Genomic DNA, 22,502 nt, shown 5'->3' on the forward strand with positions numbered 1-22,502 from the left:
CGACCACCCCCCAGAGCACACCTCAGGCACTCAGCGATCACCAGGAAGTGATGCCATGCCGTACCCATCCCGGAGAACATCAGGAAAGAGAGCCGGGCGCTCCAGCGTCCTGGCGGGGCTCGCCGTGGCCTCCGTGCTGGCGATGGTCACCGCGGCCACCCCCGCCACCGCCCGGCCGGCCGAGGCCGGACAGCCGTGGCGCGACCCGCACCAGTCGGCCCGGGCCCGCGCCGGCGAACTGCTGTCGGTCCTGACCCAGGACGAGAAGATCGCGGTGGCGCTTGACGATCTCGCGCCACTGGCCAAGTACGGTGTTCCGCTGCTGAACTCGCACGACGGCCCCAGCGGGATCGGACTCTCCGGAACCACCGCGTTCCCCTCCTCGCAGGCGCTCGCGGCCACCTTCGACACCGGACACGCCAGGGCGATCGGCACCGCGATCGCCGATGAACTGCGCGGCAAGGGCCGCAACGTCTGGCTCGGACCGGCCGCCGATGTCACCCGCACACCGCTGGCGGGACGCCAGGCGGAAAACCTCGGCGAAGACCCCTATCTCGTCGGTGAGCTGGCGACCGCCGAGGCCGCCGCGGCCAAGGCGCACAACGTCCTGGTCACCGCGAAGCACTACGCCGGCAACAGCCAGGAGTACTACCGCACCGGTCTCACCACCGCCTCCGGGCGCACCGGGGGCGTCGACGTCAAGGTCTCCGAGCGCGCCCTGCGCGAGATCTACGGCAGGCCCTTCGACCGCCTGGTCACCAAGGGCGGGGCCGACGCCGTCATGTGCTCCTACAACCGGGTGAACGGCACCCAGGCCTGCGAGAACAAGCAACTGCTCGACCGGCTCAAGTCCCAGTACGACGGCGTCGTCACCCCCGACTACGGTCTCGCGGTGCGCGACCAGGCCGCCGCCGCCAACGCGGGCGTCGACATCCCCCAGTACGACCAGGGCAGCGGCGGGCGGACCGCCGACATCTTCACCTCCAAGGCCGTGCCGCAGTCCCGGCTCGACGACATCGTGCGCCGCACACTGTTCGCGATCTTCGACTCCGGCCTCTTCGACCATCCGGTCGACCAGGCACAGGACGTCGTGAGCACGGCCGAACACCGCGCGCTGGCCGCCGACGTGGCCGCGGACTCCATGGTGCTGCTCCGCAACAGGCACGACACGCTCCCCCTGACCCGGCAGCGCGACGCCTCGATCGCGGTCATCGGCCCGTCGGGCGAGGACGCCGTCTACACGAACGGCGGCTCCGCGGCCGTCCCGACCACGGTCGGCGGCAACGTCACCCCGCTGGAGGGGATCTCCGCGCGCGCCGGTGAAGGCGCCACGGTCACCGCGGCCCAGGGCTCCGCCGGGGACACCCACGCGAAGACCTCCATACCCACCGGGGCCCTCACCGCCGGGGACGGCAAGAGCCCCGGTGTGACGGCCGCCTACTGGAACAACACCGACTTCAGCGGCAGCCCGGCCGCCACGCGGACCGAGACCGGCCCGGGGCTCACCACGCCCCCGGCGGGAGTGGCATCGTCGTACTCCGTGCGCTGGAGCAGAACGCTCACCCCGCCCGAGACCGGCCTGTACCGGTTCACCATGCTGGGTCGCGGCATCGCGTCCCTGTACATCGACGGCAAAAAGATCGCCACCGGATACCGGGAGGGCGCCTCCTTCCTCGCGGGGCCGCAGTACCCGATCCAGGGCACTGTCGAGCTCACGGCGGGCCGCCCGGCCGACATCCGCGTCGACTACGCCGCCTCCCTCGGACGCCCCTCCCTGAGCCTCGGCTGGCAGACCCCCGCGCAGTCGCGGATCCCGGCCGCCGTGGCCGCGGCCCGGAAGGCCGAGGTGGCCGTGGTGTTCGCCCAGAGCGCCTCGGGCGAGGGAATGGACCACTCCACCCTGGCCCTGTCCGGTGACCAGAACCAGCTCATCGAGGCGGTGGCGCGGGCCAACCCCCGGACGGTCGTCGTCCTCAACACCGGCGGCCCCGTGCTCATGCCCTGGCTCGACAAGGTCGACTCCGTCGTCCAGGCCTGGTATCCCGGCCAGGAGTTCGGCACCGCCCTCGCCCGCGTCCTCTACGGCGACACCGACCCCGGCGGCAGGCTGCCCGTCACCTTCCCCGCCTCGGACGCGCAGGGCCCCGCGGCGGCGAACACCCCGCTGACGTATCCGGGCACCGTGACGGCCGGCGGCCCGGCCCAGTCGTACGCCGAGGGCATCTATGTCGGATACCGCTGGTACCAGAAGACGGGGCAGAAGCCGCTGTTCCCCTTCGGATACGGGCTGTCCTACGGACACTTCGCCACCCGGGCCGCGATCACGGCCGCGGCGTCCGGTGACACCGTCGGCCGCGTACGGGTGGATGTGCGCAACACCGGCGCACGGCAGGGCAGGGCGACGGTCCAGGTGTACGTCGGACACCTGCCCACCCGGGCCGACACACCGGCCCGGCAACTCGCCGGCTTCCGTGCCCTCGAGGTGAAGCCCGGCGGGGAGGGGCGGGTCACGGTCGGCATCGACCGGAGCGCGGTGTCCTACTTCGACGAGGCACGGGACACCTGGGTGACGCCGAAGGGCCGGACACCCGTGTATGTCGGAACCTCCGCCGCCGACGCCCGGTTCGCCGGCTGGGTCGACGTCCGCTGACGAGAGCCGCCGGGCGGGCGACCAGCGCCCGCCCGGCGGCCCCCGCTCACCAGCGCCACCACAAGAGGAGCCTTCCGCATGGTTCAGCTACGAGGGACACGACGCGAAGCGCTGAGCCGGCGCCTCATACCGCCACGAGGCCGAGGCGCTCATCGGCCCGACTCACGACGGGCGTCGTGTCCCTGGAGACCAGGAAGGCGGGACGGGTCGGATGCGCCGGGGCGTTGTCGACGGCGTTGTAGGTGATGAGGAGTAACGCGCGGCGGTCCGGTGACGGATTGTTCGTCGAGGAATGGACGACGCTGGGGTGGAACACCTGAAGGGAGCCCTGCGGGCCCAGGAACAGCTTCCGTCCCTTCTCGCGGATCAGGTTCTCGGCCCGGTGGCCGTTCACGGTGTAGGCGAGATCCGCCGACACATGCGTGCGCCAGTCGGATTCCGCGTCGTTCTCCGCCCGGCCCTCGGGGAGGTCGAGCAGACCGAGCCGGTGCGACCCGGGTATGGCCATGAGCGGGCCATTGCCCTCGTGGACGTCGTCCAGGGAGATGGCGATGTTCACGGCGTCCGGACGCGGCATGCCGTCCTCCTCGTGCCAGAACGCGAAGTCCTGGTGCCACGGCCAGGCGGCCCCCTCGTGCGCCTGCTTCAGGTTGACCTTGAACTGGTAGACGTACGCGGGCCCGCCGAGGAACTCCTCGGCCAGCGCGACCAGGTACGGCAGGCGGACGAGGGCCGCGCACACCTCGTCGAAGGCGTGACAGCCGTGAATGGCGCGGGCGATCCCGCTGTCCTGCTCGTGGACGACCTCGGGCCTGCGCTCCCGGCTCATGGCCAGTACGCGGTCCCGTATCAGTTCGACGGCCTCGCCGCTGAACCGGTACGGGGGTTCACACCAACCATGGGTCCGGTAGGCGGACTTGAGGGCGGAGAGCGAGGTGACTGCGGCACCGGCCATGGACGCGAACCTCCAGGGTGAAAGTGGCTTCGTCGCGACGTAATCGGGCATATCGGTGATCAGGGCTTTCGATTTCACGCCATGATATTCGAATGGAAAAGAAGCGATAGGCGCCGCGGAACAGCATGCTGACCGCGATGACGTAGGCTCGGCGGATGGCGAAGTATTTCGACGTACACCCCGAAAACCCCCAGCAGCGCACCATCGGCAATGTGGTCGACAGGATCCGCTCCGGCGAGCTCATCGCCTATCCGACGGACTCCTGTTTCGCGCTGGGATGCCAAATGGGCAACCGCGACGGTATCGGTCGGATCCGGTCGATCCGGAACCTCGACGACCGTCACCACTTCACCCTGGTGTGCCAGAATTTCGCTCAGCTGGGTCAGTTCGTGCATATCGACAAAGACGTGTTCCGTGCGATCAAAGCGGCGACGCCCGGCAGCTACACCTTCATTCTCCCCGCGACGAAGGACGTACCGCGCCAGTTGCCGCACCCGAAGAAGAAGACGGTCGGCGTGCGGATTCCCGACCATGCCGTGGCCCAGGCCCTGCTCGCCGAACTCGGTGAGCCGCTGCTCTCCAGTACGTTGCTGCTGCCCGGCGAGGACGAGCCGATGACGCAGGGCTGGGAGATCAAGGACCGGCTCGACCATGTGGTGGACGCCGTGGTCGACTCGGGAGACTGCGGCACCGAGCCGACCACGGTCATCGACTTCTCCAGCGGCGAAGCCGAGATCGTACGCCGAGGGGCGGGCGACACGGCCCGGTTCGAGTAGCCCGTGGCCGCGTTCCGCCGACCCGACGTCGTCCTGCCTTATGAACCGGTGACGGTGAGCGCCCCGGAGACGGTGACGGGGTCACCCTGACCGTCGGCGGGGGCGGCGGTGAGGGTCCAGGTGTAGGCGCCGTCGGGCGCGGCGGGGCCCTCGGCGGTGGTGCCGTCCCAGGCGACCTTGACGGTGCTCGTGGCCGACGTGCCGGTCCAGGTGCGCACCTCGGTGTCGGTGTCGTCGTTGTGCAGCGTCAGCTTCCAGGAGGCGGCCGGCTTGGACAGCCACCACTGGGCGTTCCAGGAGGCCGTTTCCGCGCCGTGGTCCCAGGTGGCGGGGGCGCTGCGGTCGGGTACGGAGAGCGCGGAGACGCCGTGCTGGGGCGCGAAGACGTGCACGGTCTCCGCCCTGTCCACATAGGCGAGCTTGCCCGCGCGGCGGTCCACCGCCCAGGTGACGCCCCGGCTGTCGGCGGCGGAGGTGGGCATCATCCCGAGGACGGTGCCCAGATCGGTGGTGGTCCCGTCCTCGTTGAGGCCGGTCAGGCCGAGCGCTCCGTCGACGGTGTTGTGGTCGGCGAGGAAACCGTCACCGAGGAGGGCTCCGGTGGCCGGGGCGGGGTAGGTCGTCCCGGTGTCCGGGTCCTGGATGCCGGCCTGGTCCTGTTCGGGGCAGCTCCAGTACAGGAGCGTGCCGTTGCTCTGGAGCTCCTCAGGTGTGCACGACGCGCCGAGCGACACGGTGCCGGTCTGCTTCCCGGTCCGCAGATCGGTGGCGATCACGGTGCCGGGCCGGTCCGGGGACGGCGTCCAGAGAGTGGCGTAGTCCAGGGCCGCGGCCTGCGCGGCCTGTTCCCGGACGATCCGGTCGCGAACGATGTCGATGACGTACTGCCGCTTCAGCGGGCCCTGCGACTCATAGAGGACGTACTCGGGGGAGACGTCCAGGATCCGGCCGTCCGCGCCGGGCAGCGGCAGCCGGTCGACGGGCCGGTCCGGGTCGTCACCCGTCACCAGCACGTCCTTGCCGCCGTTGTCCGGGTCCGCCACCAGCCGGGCCAGGCCCTCGTCGCCACCGTCGGCGAACCGCCCCGGTGCGGAGTCGCCGTACACCGGCAGATCGTCCCCGGCGGCCGGGTCCAGCCCGGTGCCGACGTCCTTGCCGTGCAGCCGCTGTGTCTCCTGAAGCGCGTTGACGTAGCGGACGGTTCCCCGGTCCAGGCCGAGCGCCTGGATCGAGCCGTAGGCCACCGTGACCGGCGCCACCACGCGCAGCTGCTGATCGAACACGAGCCCGCTGCCGTCCACGGTGAAGCGGTGGATGGCGCGCGTGCCGTCCGCGTCGCGGCCCAGGGCGGTGAGCGTGCTGTTGGACCCCTGGAGACCTTGTTCGATATCGGTGAGCAGGACGCGTGAGGTCTCCGCCCCGTCGATCGGCGTCAGCCGCAGCGGTCCGCGGTCCCCTTCGTACCACAGCACGTTCCGGCCCACCGTGTAGGCGGTGATCTCGCTGTCGGGGGACCCCGGTGTGAGCGCGACGACCCGCGGTGTCGTCGTACTGCCGTCGCGCGGCAGCACCCGCACCCCCTGCTCGTCCTGGCGGCTGAACCAGGTCACCGTGTCGCGCGTGAGGCGGAAGCTGCTCGCCTCGCCGGTGACCGGCAGCGGGGCGACCGTGCCGGTGATGCCGTTGAGGATGCCGTAGCCGTGGGTGGAGCCGGTGCGGTAGGGGATGAGGAGCGAGGTGCTCTCGCCGCCGAGCACCACCGGCTCGGACTCGGCGGTGGCGCCCGCGGGCAGCTGCACCTGCACGTCGTAGGGCGTGTTCCCGGCGCGGGGCCGCAGCACCCGCAGTTCGTATGTGCCGTCCTCCAGGGTCCGGGTGGCGAGGACGAACCCGCCGTACACCTGGGGGTGCGCGTAGCCGTCCGGCAGTCTCAGGGTGGACTTGGTGTTCTGGTCGACGTTGAGCAGAGTGATCGTGGTCGCGCCGTCCGCATCGGTGGTGGCGTAGGCGACGCGGTTGCTCTGGTCGTGGTGCGAGAAGATCGACTCCCGGTCCACACCGTCCAGCGCCTTCACGGGAATGGTCTGCCGGTTATACGTATTCGTCCACAGATAGCTCTTGGAGCCCTGCTCCTGGTGCAGCACACCGGTGTCGCCGGTGGACAGCAGCGCCTCGGCCCGATCGTCGTAGGCGTCGGGCGACGGTATGACCACCTCGGTGGCGTCGGCCGCCCGGGCGGTGGCCGGCGGCAGTGACACGGCCACGCCCGAGGCGAGCGTGAGCGTGACCGCGACCAGGGTCGCGGAGCGCGCCGAGCGTCTGAGACGTCTTTGCCGTAGGGTCATTTCTTTCCCCCTCGCTGATCGACCAGTGGCGACCCGTCGCCTCCTGGTCACCCGTGGGCCTGCCGATCATGCGAGGCCCACGTCAGGGTAGGGACAACGTCCGTGCCGCGGCGGCTGTTTCAGAAGATTGCGCCGAAGGCGGGGGAAAAGTGGCCGCGCCGCGGGCAGACGCCCGTCGGCCGGTTCGTCAGGTGGCGGTGTTCTGCCGTTCCCGGGCGGCGCGGGCGATGGCGCGCCTGATGGGCTCGTAGCCGGTGCACCGGCAGAGGTTGGAGCCCACGAGGCCCGCGACGGCCTCCGGGTCGTCACCGAGCGCGGGGTCGGCCTCCATTGCTCCGGCGGCCACCATGAGGAACCCCGGCGTGCAGAACCCGCACTGGAGGGCGTGTTCGGCCGAGAAGGCGCGCTGGAGGGGGTGTGGCTCGCCATCGGGCCCCGAGAGCCCTTCCACGGTGCGCACCGAGCTGCCGTCGCACTGCACGGCGAACATGAGGCAGGAGCGGACGGCGCTGCCGTCGACGAGTACCGTGCAGGCGCCGCAGACGCCGTGCTCGCAGCCCAGATGTGTACCGGTGAGACCGCAGTCCTCGCGCAGTACGTCGGCGAGGATGCGCCGTGGCTCGACGTCGAGCGGGTACGCGTCACCGTTCACATTGAGGGTGATCTTCATGGGGGATCTCCCTTGCCCGCGGCGGCCCGCGACCGCTGGTCCGCCGCTGCCTGGCTCAGTGTCCTGGCCACCAGGACCGCGATGGCCTGTCGCCGGTACTCGAGATCGGCGTACGGCTCGGCCACGGGCGAGGCGTCCTCCGCCGCGGCCGTCCGGCCGGCGCGGGCGAACGGGTGGCCCTCCGGAATCCGGTGGCCGACCGGGAGGGGGCCGGCCTCGGCGCCGGTCAGCAGCTGCTCCGCCGCGCGTGCCCGCACCGGCCGGTCGGCGCAGTTGACCAGCCCGATCCGCGCCTCGCGGATCACCCCGTCGCCGATGGTCAGGGCCGCCGCGACGGCCACCTGCGCGAAACAGAAGTGGGTGCGCCGGTGCTCGAGGAAGCCGACCCCCGTGTCGTCGCCGAGCAGGGGGTAGCGCACCGAGGTGATCAGTTCCTCCGGGCGCCGCGCGGTCCGGTACGGTCCGTGGAAGTAGTCGCGGGCCGCCACCTCGCGAGCGCCGTCCGGGCCGTGCAGTTCGACGTCCGCGTCCAGGGCGACACCGATGGCACACCACTCGGAGGCGGGATGCGCCCAGGCGAAGCTGCCCACCATGGTGCCGCGAGCGCGGATGGGAGGGTGGGCGATGTTCACGACGGCGCGTGAGAAGAGCGCGCCGAGCGGACCCGGTACGGCCCCGGGGGACTCGAAGACCTGATGCCGCACCAGCGCGCCGACCCGCAGCGAGTGGTCGTACACCCGCATCTCGTCGAGCGCCGGGACGCGGTTGATGTCGACCACGAGGCCGGGGTGGACGCGCTCCAGGTGCATCTCGAGGATCAGGCTCTGGCCACCGGCGAGAACCTGGGCCACGCGCCCGGAGTCGCCGAGCGCCTCGACGGCCTCGGGCACCGTGTGCGGCGCGACGTAGTCGAAGGCGGCGGGCTTCACCGGGCCTCCTCGAACTTGGGGGCGCGGGCCGCCCGCCACACCACATCCGGGGTGAGCGGCATCTGAAGCAGGGCGGGGTCGGCGACCTGGAGGGCGTCGACCACCGCGTTGACGACCGCGCCCGGGGTGCCGATGCAGCCCGACTCGCCCGCTCCCTTCGCGCCCAGCGGCGTGCTGGGACTCGGTGTGCAGGTGTCCTTGATCTCGAGCGGTGGGATCTCCGTGAACGTCGGCACCAGATAGTCCAGCAGGCCGTTGGCCAGCATCGGTGTGCCGGCGTCGTCGTAGGGGATGCCTTCGTACAGCGCCTGGCCGATCCCCTGCACGGCCGATCCGAACGCCTGGCCGTGCACGAGAGTGGGATTGAGCGCCACGCCGCAGTCGTCCACCGCCACCACCCGCAGCAGCCGCACGGTGCCCAGCTCCGGATCGACCTCGGCCACCGCCACATGGGCGCCGAACGGAAACGCCATGCCCGACTCGAACCTGTCCTCCACCCGCAACGTACCCGTGGCCTTGGCCAGTTCGGCCACGTCCGTGGCCGCCGAGCCGTGGTGTACGGCGCCGTGGGACCACTCCACCTCCTCGACCGGCACCCGCCACAGCCGTGCGGCCCGGTCGCGGGCCTCGTCGATGAGCAGCTGGGAGGCGTGCTGGAGCATCGCTCCGGCCACCTGCGCCGACCTGCTGGCGAAGGAGCCGAGACCTTCGGCCAGTTCGTCGGTGTCCCCCTCGACCAGCCGGACCCGCCGCCCCTCGACGCCCAGGGTCTCGGCGACCAGCGCGGGGAAGACCGTCTCGTGGCCCTGGCCGCTCGACGCGGCCCCGCAACGGACGATGATCGTGCCGTCCTCGTCGGCCTCGATGCTCCCGAACTCGTGCAGCCCTCCGGGCTCACCGCCGGAGCGCTCCACGTAGCAGGACAGACCGATGCCCAGGGGCAGGGCGTCCGGGTCGGCGCGGCGCCGGGCCTGCTCGGCCCGCCACTCGTCGTAGCCGACGGTCTCCAGCGCCAGGTCGAGCGTGGCGGCGTAGTTCCCGCTGTCGTAGCGCCGGCCCGTGGGCGTCTCGTAGGGGAAGTCCTCGGGCGGGATGAAGTTGCGCCGCCGCAGTTCCGCAGGGTCCGTGTGCAGCCGACGGGCCAGGTTGTTTATCGCCCGCTCCAGAGCGATCGCGGCCTCAGGACGGCCCGCCCCGCGATAGGGATACGTCAGCATCGTGTTGGTCAGCACCGAGCGGACGGTCGCGTGCACCTCGGGGGTGGCGTACGGACCCGGTGCCATCCAGGCGGTCTGCATCGGCAGCCCCACCCCGAGGTGCGGATACGCGCCGACATCGGCGTCGACCGTCAACTCGTAGGCGAGCAGCCGCCCCTCACCGTCGGCGGCGAGCCGTACCCGCTGATCCTGTCCCCGGCCCCGGGTCGCGACCGCCATGGACTCCAGACGGTCCTCGATCCACCGCACGGGCCGCTTGAGCCGCATCGCCAGGAAGGCGACCACCACGAACTCCGGGAACGAGGCGCTCTTCGACCCGAACGCTCCTCCGGTGTCCGGGACGACCACCCGCAGCCGGTCGGTCGGCAACCCCAGCAACGCGGCCAGTTCACGGCGCAGCCGGTGCGGCATCTGATGCCCCGACCACACGGTCAGCCGGTCTCCCTCGGGCACGGCGAGGATGGTCCGGCACTCCATCGGGGTGGGCATGAGCAGTTGCTGACGGTACCGGCCCTCCACGACGACCGCCGCCTCCCGCCACGTCGACTCCTCGACGGGCCTGCCGGCATCCCCTTCGAACGCGACGTTGCTCAAGCCGTCGAACAGACGAACCCGGTCGTCCGCCGCCGCGGACGGTGTCACCACCGCCGGCAGCGGATCGATCCGGAAGTCGATCTCCGCCGCTCCGTCCTCGGCCCGGTAGCGGTCCTCGCCCAGAACCACCGCGACCGCCTCGCCCGCGAACCGGACCCGGTCCTTCACCAGCGCCGGCCACTCGCGGCCGGTCACCGACTCCTCCGTGGACAGCTTGGCGAGCAAGGTGTACGGCACCGGGGGCAGATCCTGGAGGCCGGCGGCCGACTGCGCGCAGGCGGGCAGGTCGGTGAAGTCCGCGGCGGACCAGGCCCCGACCACTCCCGGCACCGCGCGGGCGGCGGCGCAGTCCATCTCGCGCAGGGTGCCATGGCCGACGGGGCTCCTGACGAACACGGCGTCCAGACAGCCGGGCACATCGATGTCGGCGACAAAGCGGCCGCTTCCGGTGAGAAGCCGTTTGTCCTCGCGCCTGGTCCATTGATCCACGACTACCCCTCTGCGCCTGGTGTCGTTGCGACGGGTGGCGAGGGCGCCTCATACGCGCTCATACGCGCGGTGGTACGAGTTTCTCACCGCTGAGGGCCACCCGCATGCCGACCGTGCCGGGCGTTCGGGGCGGGGAGCGGCGCGCCCGGGAGGGGCGCGCCGCGCCTCATGAACCGCGTCTCATGCGCCGGGCCTCATGGTGCGGGCCTCATGGTGCGGTCAGCCGCAGCATGACCTTGCTGCTGCCGCTGTGCGGGTCGGCGGCGACGGCCAGTGCCTCCTCCGCCCGTTCCAGCGGGAAGCGGTGGGTGATCAGCGGCGTCACATCCAGACCGTCCCGCAGGGCGCGCAGGGCGTCGTCGATCTCGTCGACGAAGCGGTAGGAGCCGATCCAGGTGATCTCGCGGGTCACCAGGTCACCGAGGACCGCCGGGGCAGGGGCACCGGGCAGGTTGCCGACCTGGACGAGCGTGCCGCCGCGGGAGGTGGCGCGCAGGACCGGGCCGAGCGCGGCCGGGGCGCCGGAGGCCTCGAAGACGAGGTCCACGTCCTGCGGCAGGCCGTCGCCGCGCGAGAGGTCGCGGGTCTCGTCGGCGCCCATGGCGCGGGCGACGGCGAGGGAGGACGCCGCCAGGTCGGTGGCGACGACCGTGCCCGCCCCGCGGTGCCGGGCCGCGGCGACGACCAGCGAGCCGATCGGTCCCGCGCCGTTGACCAGGACGGTACGGCCGCGCAGGTCGGGGACGCGGCCGACGGCGTGCAGGGCGACCGCCAACGGCTCGGCCAGGGCGCCGCGTTCGGTGTCGACGCCGTCGGGCAGCGGCCGGATCTGGTCCGCGCGGACCGCCCGGTACTCGCTGAACCCGCCGTCGGTGTGCGGGTCGAAGGCCGCCGAGCCGAAGTAGCGGACGCTCGGGTAGAGGTTGGTGCGTCCGGCGATCCGCTCCGGCAGCACGCCGTCGCCGACGAGCTGCGCCGGGTGGACGGTGACCGGCTGCCCTTCGCCGAGGCCGGTGACCCCGGGGCCGAGCGCGGCGATCCGGCCCGCGACCTCGTGCCCGAGCACCAGCGGGTGCGTGAGCGAGGCCGTACCGGACGCCCCCTTCTTCCAGTAGGCGATGTCGGATCCGCAGATCCCGCCCCACTCCAGGGCCAGGAGGACCTCGCCGGGGCCCGGCACCGGCCGGGCCCGTTCGTCGACGCGCACATCGCCGGGGCCGTGCACCACGACCGCCCGCATACGGCGGTCTCCCGTGGCCGTACTCATGCGGCGTCCTCCAGCCGGACCAGGTCGCGTCCGCGTGTCTCGGGGGAGAGCAGCGCGCTGACGAAGGTGATGAGCGAGTAGACGACGAGCATCGCCGCGATCGGCCACCAGCTGCCGGTGACGGCCGTGAGTGTGGCCGCCAGGACCGGGCCGATCGCGGTGGCGAGGATCCCGCCGATCTCCTTGGCGAGCGCGAGCTGGGTGAACCGGGAGCGGGCGCCGAAGAGTTCGGCCATCGTCACGCTCTCCAGCGAGAACAGCCCGAGGACACCGACGTTCAGGGCGAGCACCATGCCGATCAGCACGCCCGGGGTGGAGCCGGAGGTGATCAGGAGCATCGCCGGGAAGGCCGCTGCCATGGTCAGCACGGTGAGCGTGAGGTAGAGCACCCGGCGTCCGAAGCGGTCGCCGAGCAGGCCGATCAGCGGCACGGTGACGAAGCCCAGCAGCGAGCCGTACATGATCGCGTCGGTGGGGACGGTCTTGCCGACGGCGAGGTTGGTGGCGATGTAGCCGACGAGGAACGTCTGGACGAGCCCGGAGTTGCCCGCCTGGCCGAAGCGCAGTCCGAGCGCGAGGAAGAACGCCTTGCCCTTGCGCTGCCGGACACCGGCCGCCAGCACATCGCCCCGGTGGTCGTCGGCCTCGGCGATGGCGGACTCGACCTCGTCGCGGCGCAGGGCCACGCCGTCCACCACGTCGGCGCGCTCGGCGAAGACCGGGCTCTCCTTGAGGCCACGGCGCAGCCAGAACGCGAACAGCATCAGCGCGAAGCTCAGCAGGAAGGGCAGCCGCCAGCCCCAGGAGAGCAGCTGCTCCTCGCTGAGCACGCCGAGCAGCAGGGCCCACAGGCCCGAGGCGGCGAGCGTTCCGGAGTTGGTGCCGAGCGAGACCAGCGAGGAGACCAGGCCGCGCCGGCGGACGGGGGCGTACTCGGCGAGCAGCACGGTGGCCCCGGCGATCTCGGCGCCCGCGCCGAAGCCCTGCACCAGCCGCAGCGCGACGAGCAGGATCGGCGCCGCGACGCCGATGGCGGAGTAGGTGGGCAGGGCGCCGATGAGGGTGGTGGAGGCGCCCATCAGCAGGATGGTGAGGTACAGGACCTTCTTGCGGCCGATGCGGTCGCCCATCCGCCCGAAGTAGACGGCGCCGGCGAGCCGGGCGACGTAGCCGACGCCGTACGTGGCCATGGCGGCGATCAGGCCGATGGCGGGGCTGACGTCCGGGAAGAAGAGCTTGTTGAAGACGATCGCGGCGGCCAGCGAGTAGAGCTGGAAGTCCATGAACTCCATGGCCGTACCGAGCCAGCCCGAGACGGCGGCTCTGGCCAGATCGCTCGTGGTGCGTTGCGCGGGGCGCGCCTGCTCCTCGGTCATGGTGCTGTCCTGCATGGTGAACTCCGTTGTTCGGGGACGACGGTGAGCGGTGTTCGGGGGAGGGGTGATGTGCGGTGGGCGGGCCGGCGGCCGGGCCGGCTCAGATCTCCACGCGGCCCGAGCGGAGCGCGGGCAGCCGGTCCGCGACGGCGGCGACGAGGGCGTCGTCGTCCGCCAGGTCCGCCGCGCCGAGCAGGCGCAGCAGCGCGCGCACCGCCGCCGAGGGCCGGTCCGACGGTTCCCAGCAGGCGGCGAGCGCCTCGGCCGCGGGGTCGGCGAGGGTGCCGTGGGCGTGGCGGGTGGCGTGTGCCCAGGCGGCGAGGGCGAGTTCCAGCACCGGGGTGGCCGCGCCGCGGGCGCGCAGCTCGCGCAGGGCGGGCAGCCAGCGCTCGGTGATCTTCAGAGAGCCGTCGGAGCCGATCTGCCGCAGCAGGTGGCGCATCGCGGGATTGCGGAACCGTACGACGAGATCGTCGGCGTACGCGACCGGGTCGGGGCCGTCGGCGGGGAGGGTGGGGGCGACCTCCGCGCACAGCGCCCGGACCAGGCGCTCGCCCCAGTCCGCCGCCATGGTGTCGGCGATGGTGGCGCACCCGGCGGCCAGGCCGAGGTAGGCAAGCGCCGAGTGGGAGCCGTTCAGCAGCCGCAGCTTGGTGAGCTGCTACGGCGCGACGTCGGGGACGAACAGGGCGCCGTCCCGTTCCCAGGGCGGCCGGGGCGCGGCGAAGGAGTCCTCCAGCACCCACTGACGGTAGGGCTCACCCGTCACGGGGAGCGCGTCGTGCACCCCGAGCGCGGCAGCGGCGGCGGACCGCTCGGCCTCGCTCGTGGCGGGCACGATCCGGTCCACGACGGTAGCCGGGAAGGCGACGCTTTCGGCCATTTCGGCCAGGATGGTGTCGCGGTCCGGCCAGGCGGAGGCCCGGACGAAGTCATGGACGACCCGGCCCAGCGCGGCGCCGTTGCCCGCCATGTTGTCGCAGGACACCACGCTGACCGGCGGCGCGCCGCCACGTATCCGCGCGGCCAGCCCGGCGGCCAGCCGGCCCACCACGGTGGCGAGGTGGCCGCCGGGGGCCGCGGCGAGGTCGGCGGCGACCGGTGCCGCCGCGGTGTCCAGACCGCCGGTCAGCGGCGAGCGGTGGTAGCCCTTCTCCGTGACGGTCAGGGTGACCACGGTCACCTCGGGGTCGGCGAGCAGGGCGTCGACGGCCTCGGCGTCCGGCCCCATCGCGAGCGCGCCGACGACCGAGCCCACGACGCGGGTGACGCTGCCCGCCGGGCGGCGTTCGGTGCACGAGTAGAGGCAGTCCTGGTCCCGCAGCGCGCGCACGGTCTCCGCCGACCGGGGCGCGACGGCGGTGATGCCCCAGGGCTCGCCGGACCGGGCGGCGGCGTTCTCGGTGTAGACCGCCTGGTGCGCCCGGTGGAAGGCGCCGAGCCCGAAGTGGACGACCCTGGCGCGCAACTCGGCGGGGTCGACCGCGGGGCGCGCCTCGGGGGCGAGGCGGGAGAGCCCCGCGCGGTTCAGCGCGGGGAGGGCGGTGGCGCTCACCAGTCGTGCACCGAGCCGTCGAGGCGGCGCGCGACCGGCAGGTAGCGCCGCTGGTAGGGGAAGCGCTCGGCGGCCCTCTCGTCGTACTCCACGCCCAGACCCGGCTCCTCGGACGGGTGGAGCATGCCGTCGGCGAACGTGACCCCGCTGCGGAACACCTCGTGGGTCTCGTCGGCGTGGCCCATGTACTCCTGGATGCCGAAGTTCGGCACCGTCACGTCGAGGTGCACGGCGGCGGCCATGCTGACGGGCGAGAGGTCGGTCGCGCCGTGGGAGCCGGTGCGCACCTGGTAGAGCGCCGCGAGGTCGAAGATCCGCCGCAGGTGGGTGATGCCGCCCGCGTGGACGACGGTGGTGCGCACATAGTCGATGAGCTGCTCGGTGATCAGCTGCTGGACGTCCCAGATCGAGTTCATCACCTCGCCCACCGCGATCGGGGTCGTGGTGTGCTGCCGGATGAGCCGGAACGCCTCCTGGTTCTCGGCCGGCGTCGGGTCCTCCATCCAGAACAGTCGGCAGGCCTCGACGCTCTTGCCGAAGCGGGCCGCCTCGATCGGGGTCAGCCGGTGGTGCACGTCGTGCAGGAGGTGGAAGCCGAAGCCGAAGCGCTCCCGCACCGCCTCCAGGTAGGCGGGCGCGAAGCCGAGGTAGGCCTCGGTGTCCCAGGGCTGCTCGTCGGGCAGATCGGTCGCGGCCGGCTCGTAGACCTTGCCCTTGCGGACCCCGTACGTGCCACCGACCTCGGGCACCGCGGCCTGCGCCCGGACGGCCTTGTAGCCCAGCTCCAGATAGCGCTCGACGTCGTCGAGCAGCGAGGGCACGTCGGCGCCGCTGGCGTGCGAGTACACCAGGACGCCGGCACGGGACCGGCCGCCGAGGAGCTGGTAGACGGGCAGCCGGGCGGTCTTCCCCTTGATGTCCCACAGCGCGGTGTCGACGGCGGAGATGGCGGTCATGGTGACGGGCCCGCGACGCCAGTACGCGCCCTTGTACAGGTACTGCCACATGTCCTCGATGCGGGCGGGGTCCTTGCCGATCAGCAGCGGAGCCACGTGGTCGCGCAGATAGCTCGCCACGGACAGCTCACGGCCGTTGAGCGTGGCGTCGCCGAGGCCGGTCACCCCGTCCGAGGTGGTGATGCGCAGCGTGACGAAGGTGCGCCCGGGGGATGCGACGAACACGTCGACACGTTCGATCTTGCTCAATGGGGGCTCTCCTCGCGGCGCGGTGGTACAAGGCTGCCCGACCGGCGTCCGCCATCGGTCGGGCAGTTCCTGTCGCGCAGTGCTTGTATACAAGCACCTGTCGTGCTCGTCGGCAATACTCCCGTCACCACGTTTTTACGGGCGTCCCAAAGTCGGCCCACACCTCCCCGACCGGCGCCTGGCGGGCTCCGCCGATACGTACGATGGGCGCATGGCTCAATCGAACCGCCGTCGGACGAGTCGGCGCGCTATCTACCTCAAGCTGCGTCAGATGGTTCTGACCCTCGAACTCGCCCCGGGCGCCGCCCTGTCGGAGAACGAACTCGCGGCGTCCCTGGGCGTGAGCCGCACACCGGTGCGGGAGAGCCTGATCCTGCTGGCCCAGGAGGGCCTGGTGCAGATCTTCCCGAAGATCGGGTCATTCGTGTCCCGGGTGGACCCGGCGCAGGTCGCGGACGCGCAATTTCTGCGGGAGGCCGTCGAGCTGACCTCCTTGGACGATCTGCCCCCACAGCTCGACCCCGCGGTCGTCGAGGAGCTGCGGGACAACCTGAAACGCCAGCAGCGCGCGGACCTCGGCCTCGAGGAGTTCTTCGAGCTGGACGAGGCCTTCCACCAGGGCCTGATGCGGTTGAGCGGGCACGGCAACGTCTGGTCCACGGTCGCCGCGGCCAAGGGACATCTGGACCGGGCCCGGCGCCTCGGTCTCCATGAGAACGTGTCCCCGGCCGTCTTCGCCGCCCAGCACCACGAGATCTTCGACGCGGTGCTCGGCGGGAACGTCCAGCTCGCCCGCACCTCCATGCGCACTCATCTGAGGGCGGTCTTCAGCGACATCGAGCGCATCCGCGCCCACTCACCCGAACTGTTCGCCTCCGACCCCTCGGGGGTGCCGGTGCGGCGCAACGTCGTGGTCTGGGAGTGACCCGGACGGGTCCAGGAGTGTCCCGTATGACCAGCACCCGGCGCTGGTTCAGTTCCCGGGCTTTCCCGATGCCCGGCCGGAGTCCAGGGCGACCGCTCGGTGGAGGGCGTCCCGGCACGCGAGGACCGCGGGGTGCCGGCTGCGCCCGCGGCGTACGACGGTGAAGATGCGGCGGGCGCGCTGGCCGCGGGGGAGCTGCCGCAGGGTGACGGTCCGGGGCTGTCCGTTCCAGACCAGCTCGGGCAGGAAAGACGCGGCGTGCCCCTGCTCGACGAGGCGGAGGTGGAGCAGGAGGTCGGTGGTCTCGAACCGTACGTCGGGCTCGAACCCGGCGTTGCGGCACAGGGCCGTGGCCCAGTGCCGGGCGGCCGTGCCCTCGGGTTCCATCACCCAGGGGTGGTCCGCGAGCGAGCGCAGCGCCGCCATCGGGCCGTCGGTGCCCGGCCCCACGACCGGTTCGGGCAGGGCGAGGTGGAGGGGGTCGTCGAGCAGGTCCTCCTGTTCGAGTTCGGCGGAGCGCGGATTGGGGTTGCCGGGGTATTCCTCGGCGAGGACCAGGTCGAAGTCGCGGGCCAGCAGGGCGGGCAGGGACTTCTCCGGTTCCATGTGCGTGACATGGACGCGCAGGCTCGGGTGCCGATCGCGCAGCAGGCCCAGCGCGGCCGGGACCAGGGCCAGGGCCGCCGTCTGGAACGAGGCGATGCGCAGGGTGCCGGTCAGCTCGGTCAGCGAGGTGGCGATGTCGGCCTCCGCGCGCTCCAGGCGTTCGAGTACGGCTTCGGTGTGGGCGACGAGAATCTCGGCCTGCTCGGTCAGCCGCACCCGCCGCCCGACCGGCTCCAGCAGCGGGACGCCGACTTCGGCTTCCAGCTGGGAGAGCTGCTGGGAGACGGACGAGGGCGCGTAGGAGAGGGCCGAGGCGACGGCCGCCAGGGTGCCGCGGTGCTTGAGCTCGCGCAGCAGGCGCAGCCGGTGCAGATCGAACATCGCCGGTCCGGTTTCCCCGCCATCGCGCAGCGGCGGCTTCAATGGTCGGTTTTCCCGATGAGTATACGTCGAAAACATTCGCTGGACCGATCCTGGGCGGGTGCCGGACCCTGATCGTGTGCTTGAGAACCTCTCCTCCCCCCGCGCGCTGCCGTGGCTGACGCGGCCCGGCGCCCGTACCTGGCGGTGTGATCCGGCACCCGCCGAGGTGCGGGGCTTTCATGCCGCGCTGCCCGCCTACTCACCCACCCCACTGCACGAACTACCCGCTCTGGCCTACGAGTTGGGGGTCGGCCGGGTCTTCGTCAAGGACGAGTCCTGCCGTCTGGGGCTGCCCGCCTTCAAGGCGCTGGGCGCCTCCTGGGCGGTCCACCGCACCCTGGCCGAGCGGGCCGCGAGCGGCCGGGCGCCGGGCCCGGTCACCCTGGTGACCGCCACCGACGGCAACCACGGCCGCGCGGTGGCCCGCACGGCACGCCTGCTCGGGCAGCGCGCCCATGTCTTCGTCCCGCGGGGCGTGCACGCGGGGGCCGTGGCGGCCATCGTCGCCGAGCAGGCGAAGGTCACCGAGGTCGAGGGGGCGTACGACGAGGCCGTACGCCGGGCGGCCCGGGCGGCCGCCGCGCCGGACGCGGTCCTGGTCCAGGACACCGCCTGGCCCGGCTATGAGCAGATCCCGGGCTGGATCGTCGAGGGCTACTCCACCCTCTGCGCGGAGATCGACGAGCAGTTGGCGGCACAGGGAGCCGCCGACGGACCCGACCTCGTCGCCGTCCCGGTGGGCGTGGGGTCGCTGGCCCAGGCCGTGATCACGCACTACCGCAGCCACCCCTCCGGGCGGGCTCCGGCGCTGCTGTCGGTGGAGCCGGAGTCCGCGGCCTGCGTGCTCGAAAGCCTCACCCACGGTGCACCCGTCAGCGTCACCACCGGCGACACCACCATGGCCGGACTCAACTGCGGTACCCCGTCCAGCATCGCCTGGCCCTACCTGCGCGGCGGGCTGGACGCCGCGGTCGCCATCCCCGACGACGACAGCGCCCTCGCGGCCGCCCGCCTCGACGCCCTCGGCGTGTCCTCGGGCCCGTGCGGGGCCGCGGCTCTCGCCGGTCTGCGCGCGGTGCTCACCGGCGCGGGCGCCGAAGACCGCCGTACGGCGCTGGGCCTCGGCGCGACGTCGACGGTCGTCCTGCTGAGCACCGAGGGCACGGCCGCCAACCCGCACTCCACCACCGCCCACGGCGCACACCGCTTCTGACCACCCCCCGGAGACAAGCCATGACCAGCCCGAAGATCACTGTCAACGGCGAACGCCTGTGGCAGTCCCTCATGGACCTCGCCGAGATCGGCGCCTACGACGACGAGCGCACCGGCCTGCGCGGCGTCAACCGCCTCGCCCTGACCGACGCCGACGCGGCCGGCCGCCGCCAGGTCATCGCCTGGATGGAAGAGGCCGGACTGGCCGTCCGTATCGACCGGATGGGCAACATCTACGGCCGCCGCGAGGGCACCGACCCCACCGCGGCCCCGGTGCTGACCGGCTCGCACATCGACAGCGTCGCCACCGCCGGCGCCTTCGACGGCTGCCTCGGCGTCCTGGGCGGCATCGAGGTCGTACGGACCCTGAACGAGCGCGGCATCCGCACCCGCCGCCCGGTCGAGGTCGGCATCTTCACCGAGGAGGAAGGCGTCCGCTTCGGCACCGACATGCTCGGCAGCGCCGTGGCCGCCGGCCGCCTGACCGTGGAGTACGCACGCGCCCTGACCGACCGCGACGGCCGCACCCTCGGCGGCGAACTCGCCCGCACCGGCTTCGACGGCCCCGCTGATGTGCACCTCGCCCCGCCGTACGCCTACGTCGAGTGCCATATCGAGCAGGGGCCGGTCCTCGCCGAGAACGGCGTCGAGATCGGTGTCGTCACCGGTGTGCAGGGCATCTCCTGGCAGGAGATCACCATCCACGGCCGCGCCGCCCACGCCGGCACCACCCCCACCCACCTGCGCGCCGACGCGGGCCTCGCGGCCGCGCAGATCGTCGTCCACCTGCGGGCCCTGGTCGACTCCGGTGAGTACGGCGAGCTGCGCGCCACCGTCGGCCATCTGGTCGTCCACCCGGATCTGACCAACATCGTCCCGGCCCGCGCCGAGATGACCGTCGACCTGCGCAACCCCGACGACACTCAGATGGCCCGCGCCGAGAAGGCCCTCGCCACGTTCCTCCACGACCTGGAAGGCAGCCAACCGGGCCTGTCGCTGACCACCCGGCGCATGGCCAGGACCGTCTACGTCCCCTTCGACGAGGGGGTGCGGAAGACCATCGCGCAGGCCGCCGACGACCACGGCCTGGAGCACATCTCCCTGCTGTCCGGCGCCGGACACGACGCCCAGGAGATCGCCGCGCTCTGCCCCACCGCCATGATCTTCGTGCGGGGAGAGCACGACGGCATCAGCCACAACCCCCGCGAGTACTCGACCCCCGAGGCATGCGCCCACGGCGTCGATGTCCTGGCGACCACCCTCCTGCGCCTGGCCGACCAGGACTGACCCCACGGCGGCCCGCCTGCCTCACTCACCGCCCTGCCGCTGAATCCCCGGCCGGCAGCCGAACTTCGAAAGGTCCTCGATGCCCCCCGAGCCCCCGGACACCGACCCCGGCCGCCTGCTGGCCGAGCTGATCGCCATCGACTCCGTCAACCCGGACCTCGTCCCCGGCGGGGGCGGCGAGGCCGCCATCGCCGGCTTCTGCGGCGCATGGCTGGCCGCCCGCGGCTTCGAGGTCCACCGCCTGGAGAAGCGCCCCGGCCGGCCCTCGCTCGTCGCCGTCGCCCGCGGCACCGGCGGAGGCCGCTCCCTCATGCTCAACGGACACCTCGACACCGTCAGCCTCGCCGACTACGACGGCGACCCGCTCGACCCGTGCATCCGCGACGGCAGGATGTACGGCCGCGGCGCCTTCGACATGAAGGGCGGCATCGCGGCCATGATGGTCGCTGCCGCCCGCGCCACCGCCCACGGACCCCTGCGCGGCGATGTCATCCTCGCCTGCGTCGCCGACGAGGAGCACGGCAGCTCGGGCACCGAGGAGGTGCTGGAGTCCTTCACCGCCGACGCGGCCGTCGTCACCGAACCGAGCCATCTCGAAGTCACCCTCGCCCACAAGGGTTTCGCCTGGTTCGACGTCGAGATCGAAGGCCGCGCCGCCCACGGTTCACGCCCCGAACTCGGCATCGACGCCATCGCCAAGGCCGGCCACTTCCTGGTCGCCCTGGAAGAACTGGCACAGCGCCTCGCACAGGGCCCGGCACACCCCCTCCTGGGCACCGGCACCGTGCACGCCTCCGTCATCCGCGGCGGCGAGGAACCCTCCACCTACCCGGCGCACTGCCGCATCACCCTGGAGCGCCGCACCGTCCCCGGCGAGAACGCCGACAGCGTCGAGCGCGAACTGACCACCGTTCTCGACCGCCTCGCCGCCACGGTCCCCGACTTCCGCTACCGCCTGGCCCGCGGCCTGCACCGCGAGCCCTTCGCGGCCGACCCCGAAGCCCTGATCGTGCGCACCCTCGCCCGCCACGCCGAGCAGACCCTCGGCCACCCGCCCGCGGTGCGCGCCGAAGCCTTCTGGACCGACTGCGCCCTCCTGGACCGCGCCGGCATCCCCTGTCTGCTCTTCGGCGTGGACGGGGCGGGCGCCCACGCGGCCACCGAGTACGTCGACCTCGCCTCGCTGGACCGCCTCACCGGCATCCTCACCGCCGCCATCGCGGACTTCTGCTCCTGAGCCCTGGTCAGTTGGTCTGTTCCGTCGGCCGTACGAGCAGCTCGTTGAGGGCGACGTGGCGCGGGCGGGTCACCATGAACACGACGGTGGCCGCGATGTCGTCCGGCTGGAGCGGGCCGTATCCGGCGACGCTCGCCGCTTCGGGCGTGTAGGCGTGGCCGCTGGTCGTGAGCTCGGTGGCGACGATGCCGGGTTCCACCAGGCCGGCGCGTACATGCTGCTCGGCGAGTTCCTGCCGGAGGGCTTCGGAGAAGGCGCCGACGGCGTGCTTGGTGGCCGAGTAGACGTTGCTGTTCGCGCTGGGCACTCTGCGCCCGGCGACGGAGCTGATGGTCACGATGTCGGCGACACCACGCCCGTGGGTCGCGGCGGCGCGGGTGAGGTGCGGCAGTGCGGCGTGGGTGGCGTTGAGCACTCCGTTGACGTTCAGCTCGACCGTGTTGTGCCAGTCGGCCAGTTCGGCGGTGACAGCGGGCCCCCAGGAGCCGCCCCCGGCGTTGTTGACCAGGATGTCGACGCCGCCGCAGTCGCGGGCCACGGCGTCGATCGTGTCGCGTACAGCGTCGGCATGCGTGACGTCGGCCTCGTACATCCGCGCCCGGCCGCCGTCGCGCGTGTTGATGGTCTCGGCGAGTTCGGCCAGCTTGTCGCGGCGCCGCGCGAGCAGGGCGACCGTGGCCCCTTCCGCGGCGAGTGCTCGCGCGACGGCGGCGCCGATGCCGCTGGAGGCGCCGGTGACGACGGCTGTGGTGTCTTTCAGCACGGCAGAGATCCCATCGTTCGT

General features: G+C 72.3%; 18 protein-coding genes. 6 read left to right on the top strand and 12 right to left on the bottom strand.

What is annotated here, in order from left to right; all coding sequences use genetic code 11:
- Positions 1-55: 55 nt before the first annotated feature.
- On the top strand, positions 56-2,650 hold the full coding sequence (locus tag ABTY62_RS01195) for a glycoside hydrolase family 3 C-terminal domain-containing protein (protein ID WP_352127227.1): 2,595 nt from the start codon (positions 56-58) through the stop codon (positions 2,648-2,650).
- A 124-nt stretch (positions 2,651-2,774) separates the two neighbouring features.
- On the opposite strand, the gene ABTY62_RS01200 is transcribed toward ABTY62_RS01195, so the two are convergent.
- Positions 2,775-3,605, bottom strand: coding sequence for a phytanoyl-CoA dioxygenase family protein (locus ABTY62_RS01200; protein ID WP_352127228.1), 831 nt, complete (start codon positions 3,603-3,605; stop codon positions 2,775-2,777).
- A gap of 155 nt (positions 3,606-3,760) precedes the next feature.
- Between ABTY62_RS01200 and ABTY62_RS01205 the strand changes: the two genes are divergently transcribed.
- The gene (locus ABTY62_RS01205) at positions 3,761-4,381 is read left to right on the top strand and encodes an L-threonylcarbamoyladenylate synthase (protein WP_311721988.1); all 621 of its coding nucleotides are present in this window, start codon (positions 3,761-3,763) and stop codon (positions 4,379-4,381) included.
- Between the two features lie 38 nt (positions 4,382-4,419).
- Here ABTY62_RS01205 and ABTY62_RS01210 read toward each other — a convergent pair whose 3' ends face one another.
- From ABTY62_RS01210 to manD, 9 genes are all read right to left on the bottom strand, one after another.
- Positions 4,420-6,726: a FlgD immunoglobulin-like domain containing protein gene (locus tag ABTY62_RS01210; RefSeq protein WP_352127229.1), complete on the bottom strand. Its 2,307-nt coding sequence runs from the start codon at positions 6,724-6,726 to the stop codon at positions 4,420-4,422.
- A gap of 187 nt (positions 6,727-6,913) precedes the next feature.
- Complete coding sequence (locus ABTY62_RS01215) at positions 6,914-7,396, bottom strand: (2Fe-2S)-binding protein (protein ID WP_352127230.1); 483 nt, start codon at positions 7,394-7,396, stop codon at positions 6,914-6,916.
- The gene (locus ABTY62_RS01220) at positions 7,393-8,325 is read right to left on the bottom strand and encodes an FAD binding domain-containing protein (protein ID WP_352127231.1); all 933 of its coding nucleotides are present in this window, start codon (positions 8,323-8,325) and stop codon (positions 7,393-7,395) included. Before ABTY62_RS01220 ends, ABTY62_RS01215 begins: the two co-directional genes overlap by 4 nt.
- Positions 8,322-10,625, bottom strand: coding sequence for a xanthine dehydrogenase family protein molybdopterin-binding subunit (locus ABTY62_RS01225; protein WP_352127232.1), 2,304 nt, complete (start codon positions 10,623-10,625; stop codon positions 8,322-8,324). Before ABTY62_RS01225 ends, ABTY62_RS01220 begins: the two co-directional genes overlap by 4 nt.
- 208 nt (positions 10,626-10,833) lie before the next feature.
- Positions 10,834-11,892 carry an L-idonate 5-dehydrogenase gene (locus ABTY62_RS01230; protein ID WP_352127233.1) on the bottom strand — a complete coding sequence of 353 codons (1,059 nt, stop codon included), beginning with the start codon at positions 11,890-11,892 and terminating at the stop codon, positions 10,834-10,836.
- Positions 11,889-13,283, bottom strand: coding sequence for an MFS transporter (locus ABTY62_RS01235; RefSeq protein WP_352127234.1), 1,395 nt, complete (start codon positions 13,281-13,283; stop codon positions 11,889-11,891). Before ABTY62_RS01235 ends, ABTY62_RS01230 begins: the two co-directional genes overlap by 4 nt.
- An 85-nt stretch (positions 13,284-13,368) precedes the next feature.
- The gene (locus ABTY62_RS47460) at positions 13,369-13,917 is read right to left on the bottom strand and encodes a mannitol dehydrogenase family protein (RefSeq protein WP_502997385.1); all 549 of its coding nucleotides are present in this window, start codon (positions 13,915-13,917) and stop codon (positions 13,369-13,371) included.
- 12 nt (positions 13,918-13,929) lie between these two features.
- Positions 13,930-14,823: a mannitol dehydrogenase family protein gene (locus ABTY62_RS47465; protein WP_502997380.1), complete on the bottom strand. Its 894-nt coding sequence runs from the start codon at positions 14,821-14,823 to the stop codon at positions 13,930-13,932.
- The gene (gene manD / locus ABTY62_RS01245; RefSeq protein ID WP_352127235.1) at positions 14,820-16,028 is read right to left on the bottom strand and encodes a D-mannonate dehydratase ManD; all 1,209 of its coding nucleotides are present in this window, start codon (positions 16,026-16,028) and stop codon (positions 14,820-14,822) included. The genes ABTY62_RS47465 and manD overlap by 4 nt, the downstream gene beginning before the upstream one ends.
- Before the next feature lie 211 nt (positions 16,029-16,239).
- On the opposite strand from manD, the gene ABTY62_RS01250 reads away from it, so the two are divergent.
- Positions 16,240-16,953, top strand: coding sequence for a GntR family transcriptional regulator (locus tag ABTY62_RS01250; RefSeq protein ID WP_352127236.1), 714 nt, complete (start codon positions 16,240-16,242; stop codon positions 16,951-16,953).
- A gap of 48 nt (positions 16,954-17,001) precedes the next feature.
- On the opposite strand, the gene ABTY62_RS01255 is transcribed toward ABTY62_RS01250, so the two are convergent.
- Positions 17,002-17,940 carry a LysR family transcriptional regulator gene (locus ABTY62_RS01255; protein ID WP_352127237.1) on the bottom strand — a complete coding sequence of 313 codons (939 nt, stop codon included), beginning with the start codon at positions 17,938-17,940 and terminating at the stop codon, positions 17,002-17,004.
- 118 nt (positions 17,941-18,058) lie between these two features.
- Between ABTY62_RS01255 and ABTY62_RS01260 the strand changes: the two genes are divergently transcribed.
- The 3 genes from ABTY62_RS01260 (at position 18,059) to ABTY62_RS01270 (ending at position 21,718) form a co-directional block, all read left to right on the top strand.
- Positions 18,059-19,195 carry a diaminopropionate ammonia-lyase gene (locus tag ABTY62_RS01260; RefSeq protein WP_352127238.1) on the top strand — a complete coding sequence of 379 codons (1,137 nt, stop codon included), beginning with the start codon at positions 18,059-18,061 and terminating at the stop codon, positions 19,193-19,195.
- 20 nt (positions 19,196-19,215) lie between these two features.
- The gene (locus tag ABTY62_RS01265) at positions 19,216-20,481 is read left to right on the top strand and encodes a M20 family metallo-hydrolase (RefSeq protein ID WP_352127239.1); all 1,266 of its coding nucleotides are present in this window, start codon (positions 19,216-19,218) and stop codon (positions 20,479-20,481) included.
- Positions 20,482-20,560: 79 nt separating this feature from the next.
- Entirely contained in the window at positions 20,561-21,718 is a 1,158-nt protein-coding gene (locus tag ABTY62_RS01270) for an ArgE/DapE family deacylase (RefSeq protein WP_352127240.1), read from the top strand.
- 7 nt (positions 21,719-21,725) lie between these two features.
- Here ABTY62_RS01270 and ABTY62_RS01275 read toward each other — a convergent pair whose 3' ends face one another.
- On the bottom strand, positions 21,726-22,481 hold the full coding sequence (locus tag ABTY62_RS01275) for an SDR family oxidoreductase (protein WP_352127241.1): 756 nt from the start codon (positions 22,479-22,481) through the stop codon (positions 21,726-21,728).
- Between the last annotated feature and the right edge of the window lie 21 nt (positions 22,482-22,502).

The sequence above is a fragment of the Streptomyces sp. NPDC097640 genome (assembly GCF_040302705.1).
GTDB lineage: Bacteria > Actinomycetota > Actinomycetes > Streptomycetales > Streptomycetaceae > Streptomyces.

Excerpts from the sequence above, each read along its gene's own strand:
- ABTY62_RS01200 (WP_352127228.1), bottom strand. The coding sequence starts at position 3,605 with ATGGCCGGTGCCGCAGTCACCTCGCTCTCCGCCCTCAAGTCCGCCTAC.
- ABTY62_RS01230 (WP_352127233.1), bottom strand. The coding sequence starts at position 11,892 with ATGAGTACGGCCACGGGAGACCGCCGTATGCGGGCGGTCGTGGTGCAC.
- ABTY62_RS01250 (WP_352127236.1), top strand. The coding sequence starts at position 16,240 with ATGGCTCAATCGAACCGCCGTCGGACGAGTCGGCGCGCTATCTACCTC.
- ABTY62_RS01195 (WP_352127227.1), top strand. The coding sequence starts at position 56 with ATGCCGTACCCATCCCGGAGAACATCAGGAAAGAGAGCCGGGCGCTCC.
- ABTY62_RS01235 (WP_352127234.1), bottom strand. The coding sequence starts at position 13,283 with ATGCAGGACAGCACCATGACCGAGGAGCAGGCGCGCCCCGCGCAACGC.
- ABTY62_RS01205 (WP_311721988.1), top strand. The coding sequence starts at position 3,761 with ATGGCGAAGTATTTCGACGTACACCCCGAAAACCCCCAGCAGCGCACC.
- ABTY62_RS01265 (WP_352127239.1), top strand. The coding sequence starts at position 19,216 with ATGACCAGCCCGAAGATCACTGTCAACGGCGAACGCCTGTGGCAGTCC.
- ABTY62_RS01215 (WP_352127230.1), bottom strand. The coding sequence starts at position 7,396 with ATGAAGATCACCCTCAATGTGAACGGTGACGCGTACCCGCTCGACGTC.
- ABTY62_RS01270 (WP_352127240.1), top strand. The coding sequence starts at position 20,561 with ATGCCCCCCGAGCCCCCGGACACCGACCCCGGCCGCCTGCTGGCCGAG.
- ABTY62_RS01255 (WP_352127237.1), bottom strand. The coding sequence starts at position 17,940 with ATGTTCGATCTGCACCGGCTGCGCCTGCTGCGCGAGCTCAAGCACCGC.
- ABTY62_RS01210 (WP_352127229.1), bottom strand. The coding sequence starts at position 6,726 with ATGACCCTACGGCAAAGACGTCTCAGACGCTCGGCGCGCTCCGCGACC.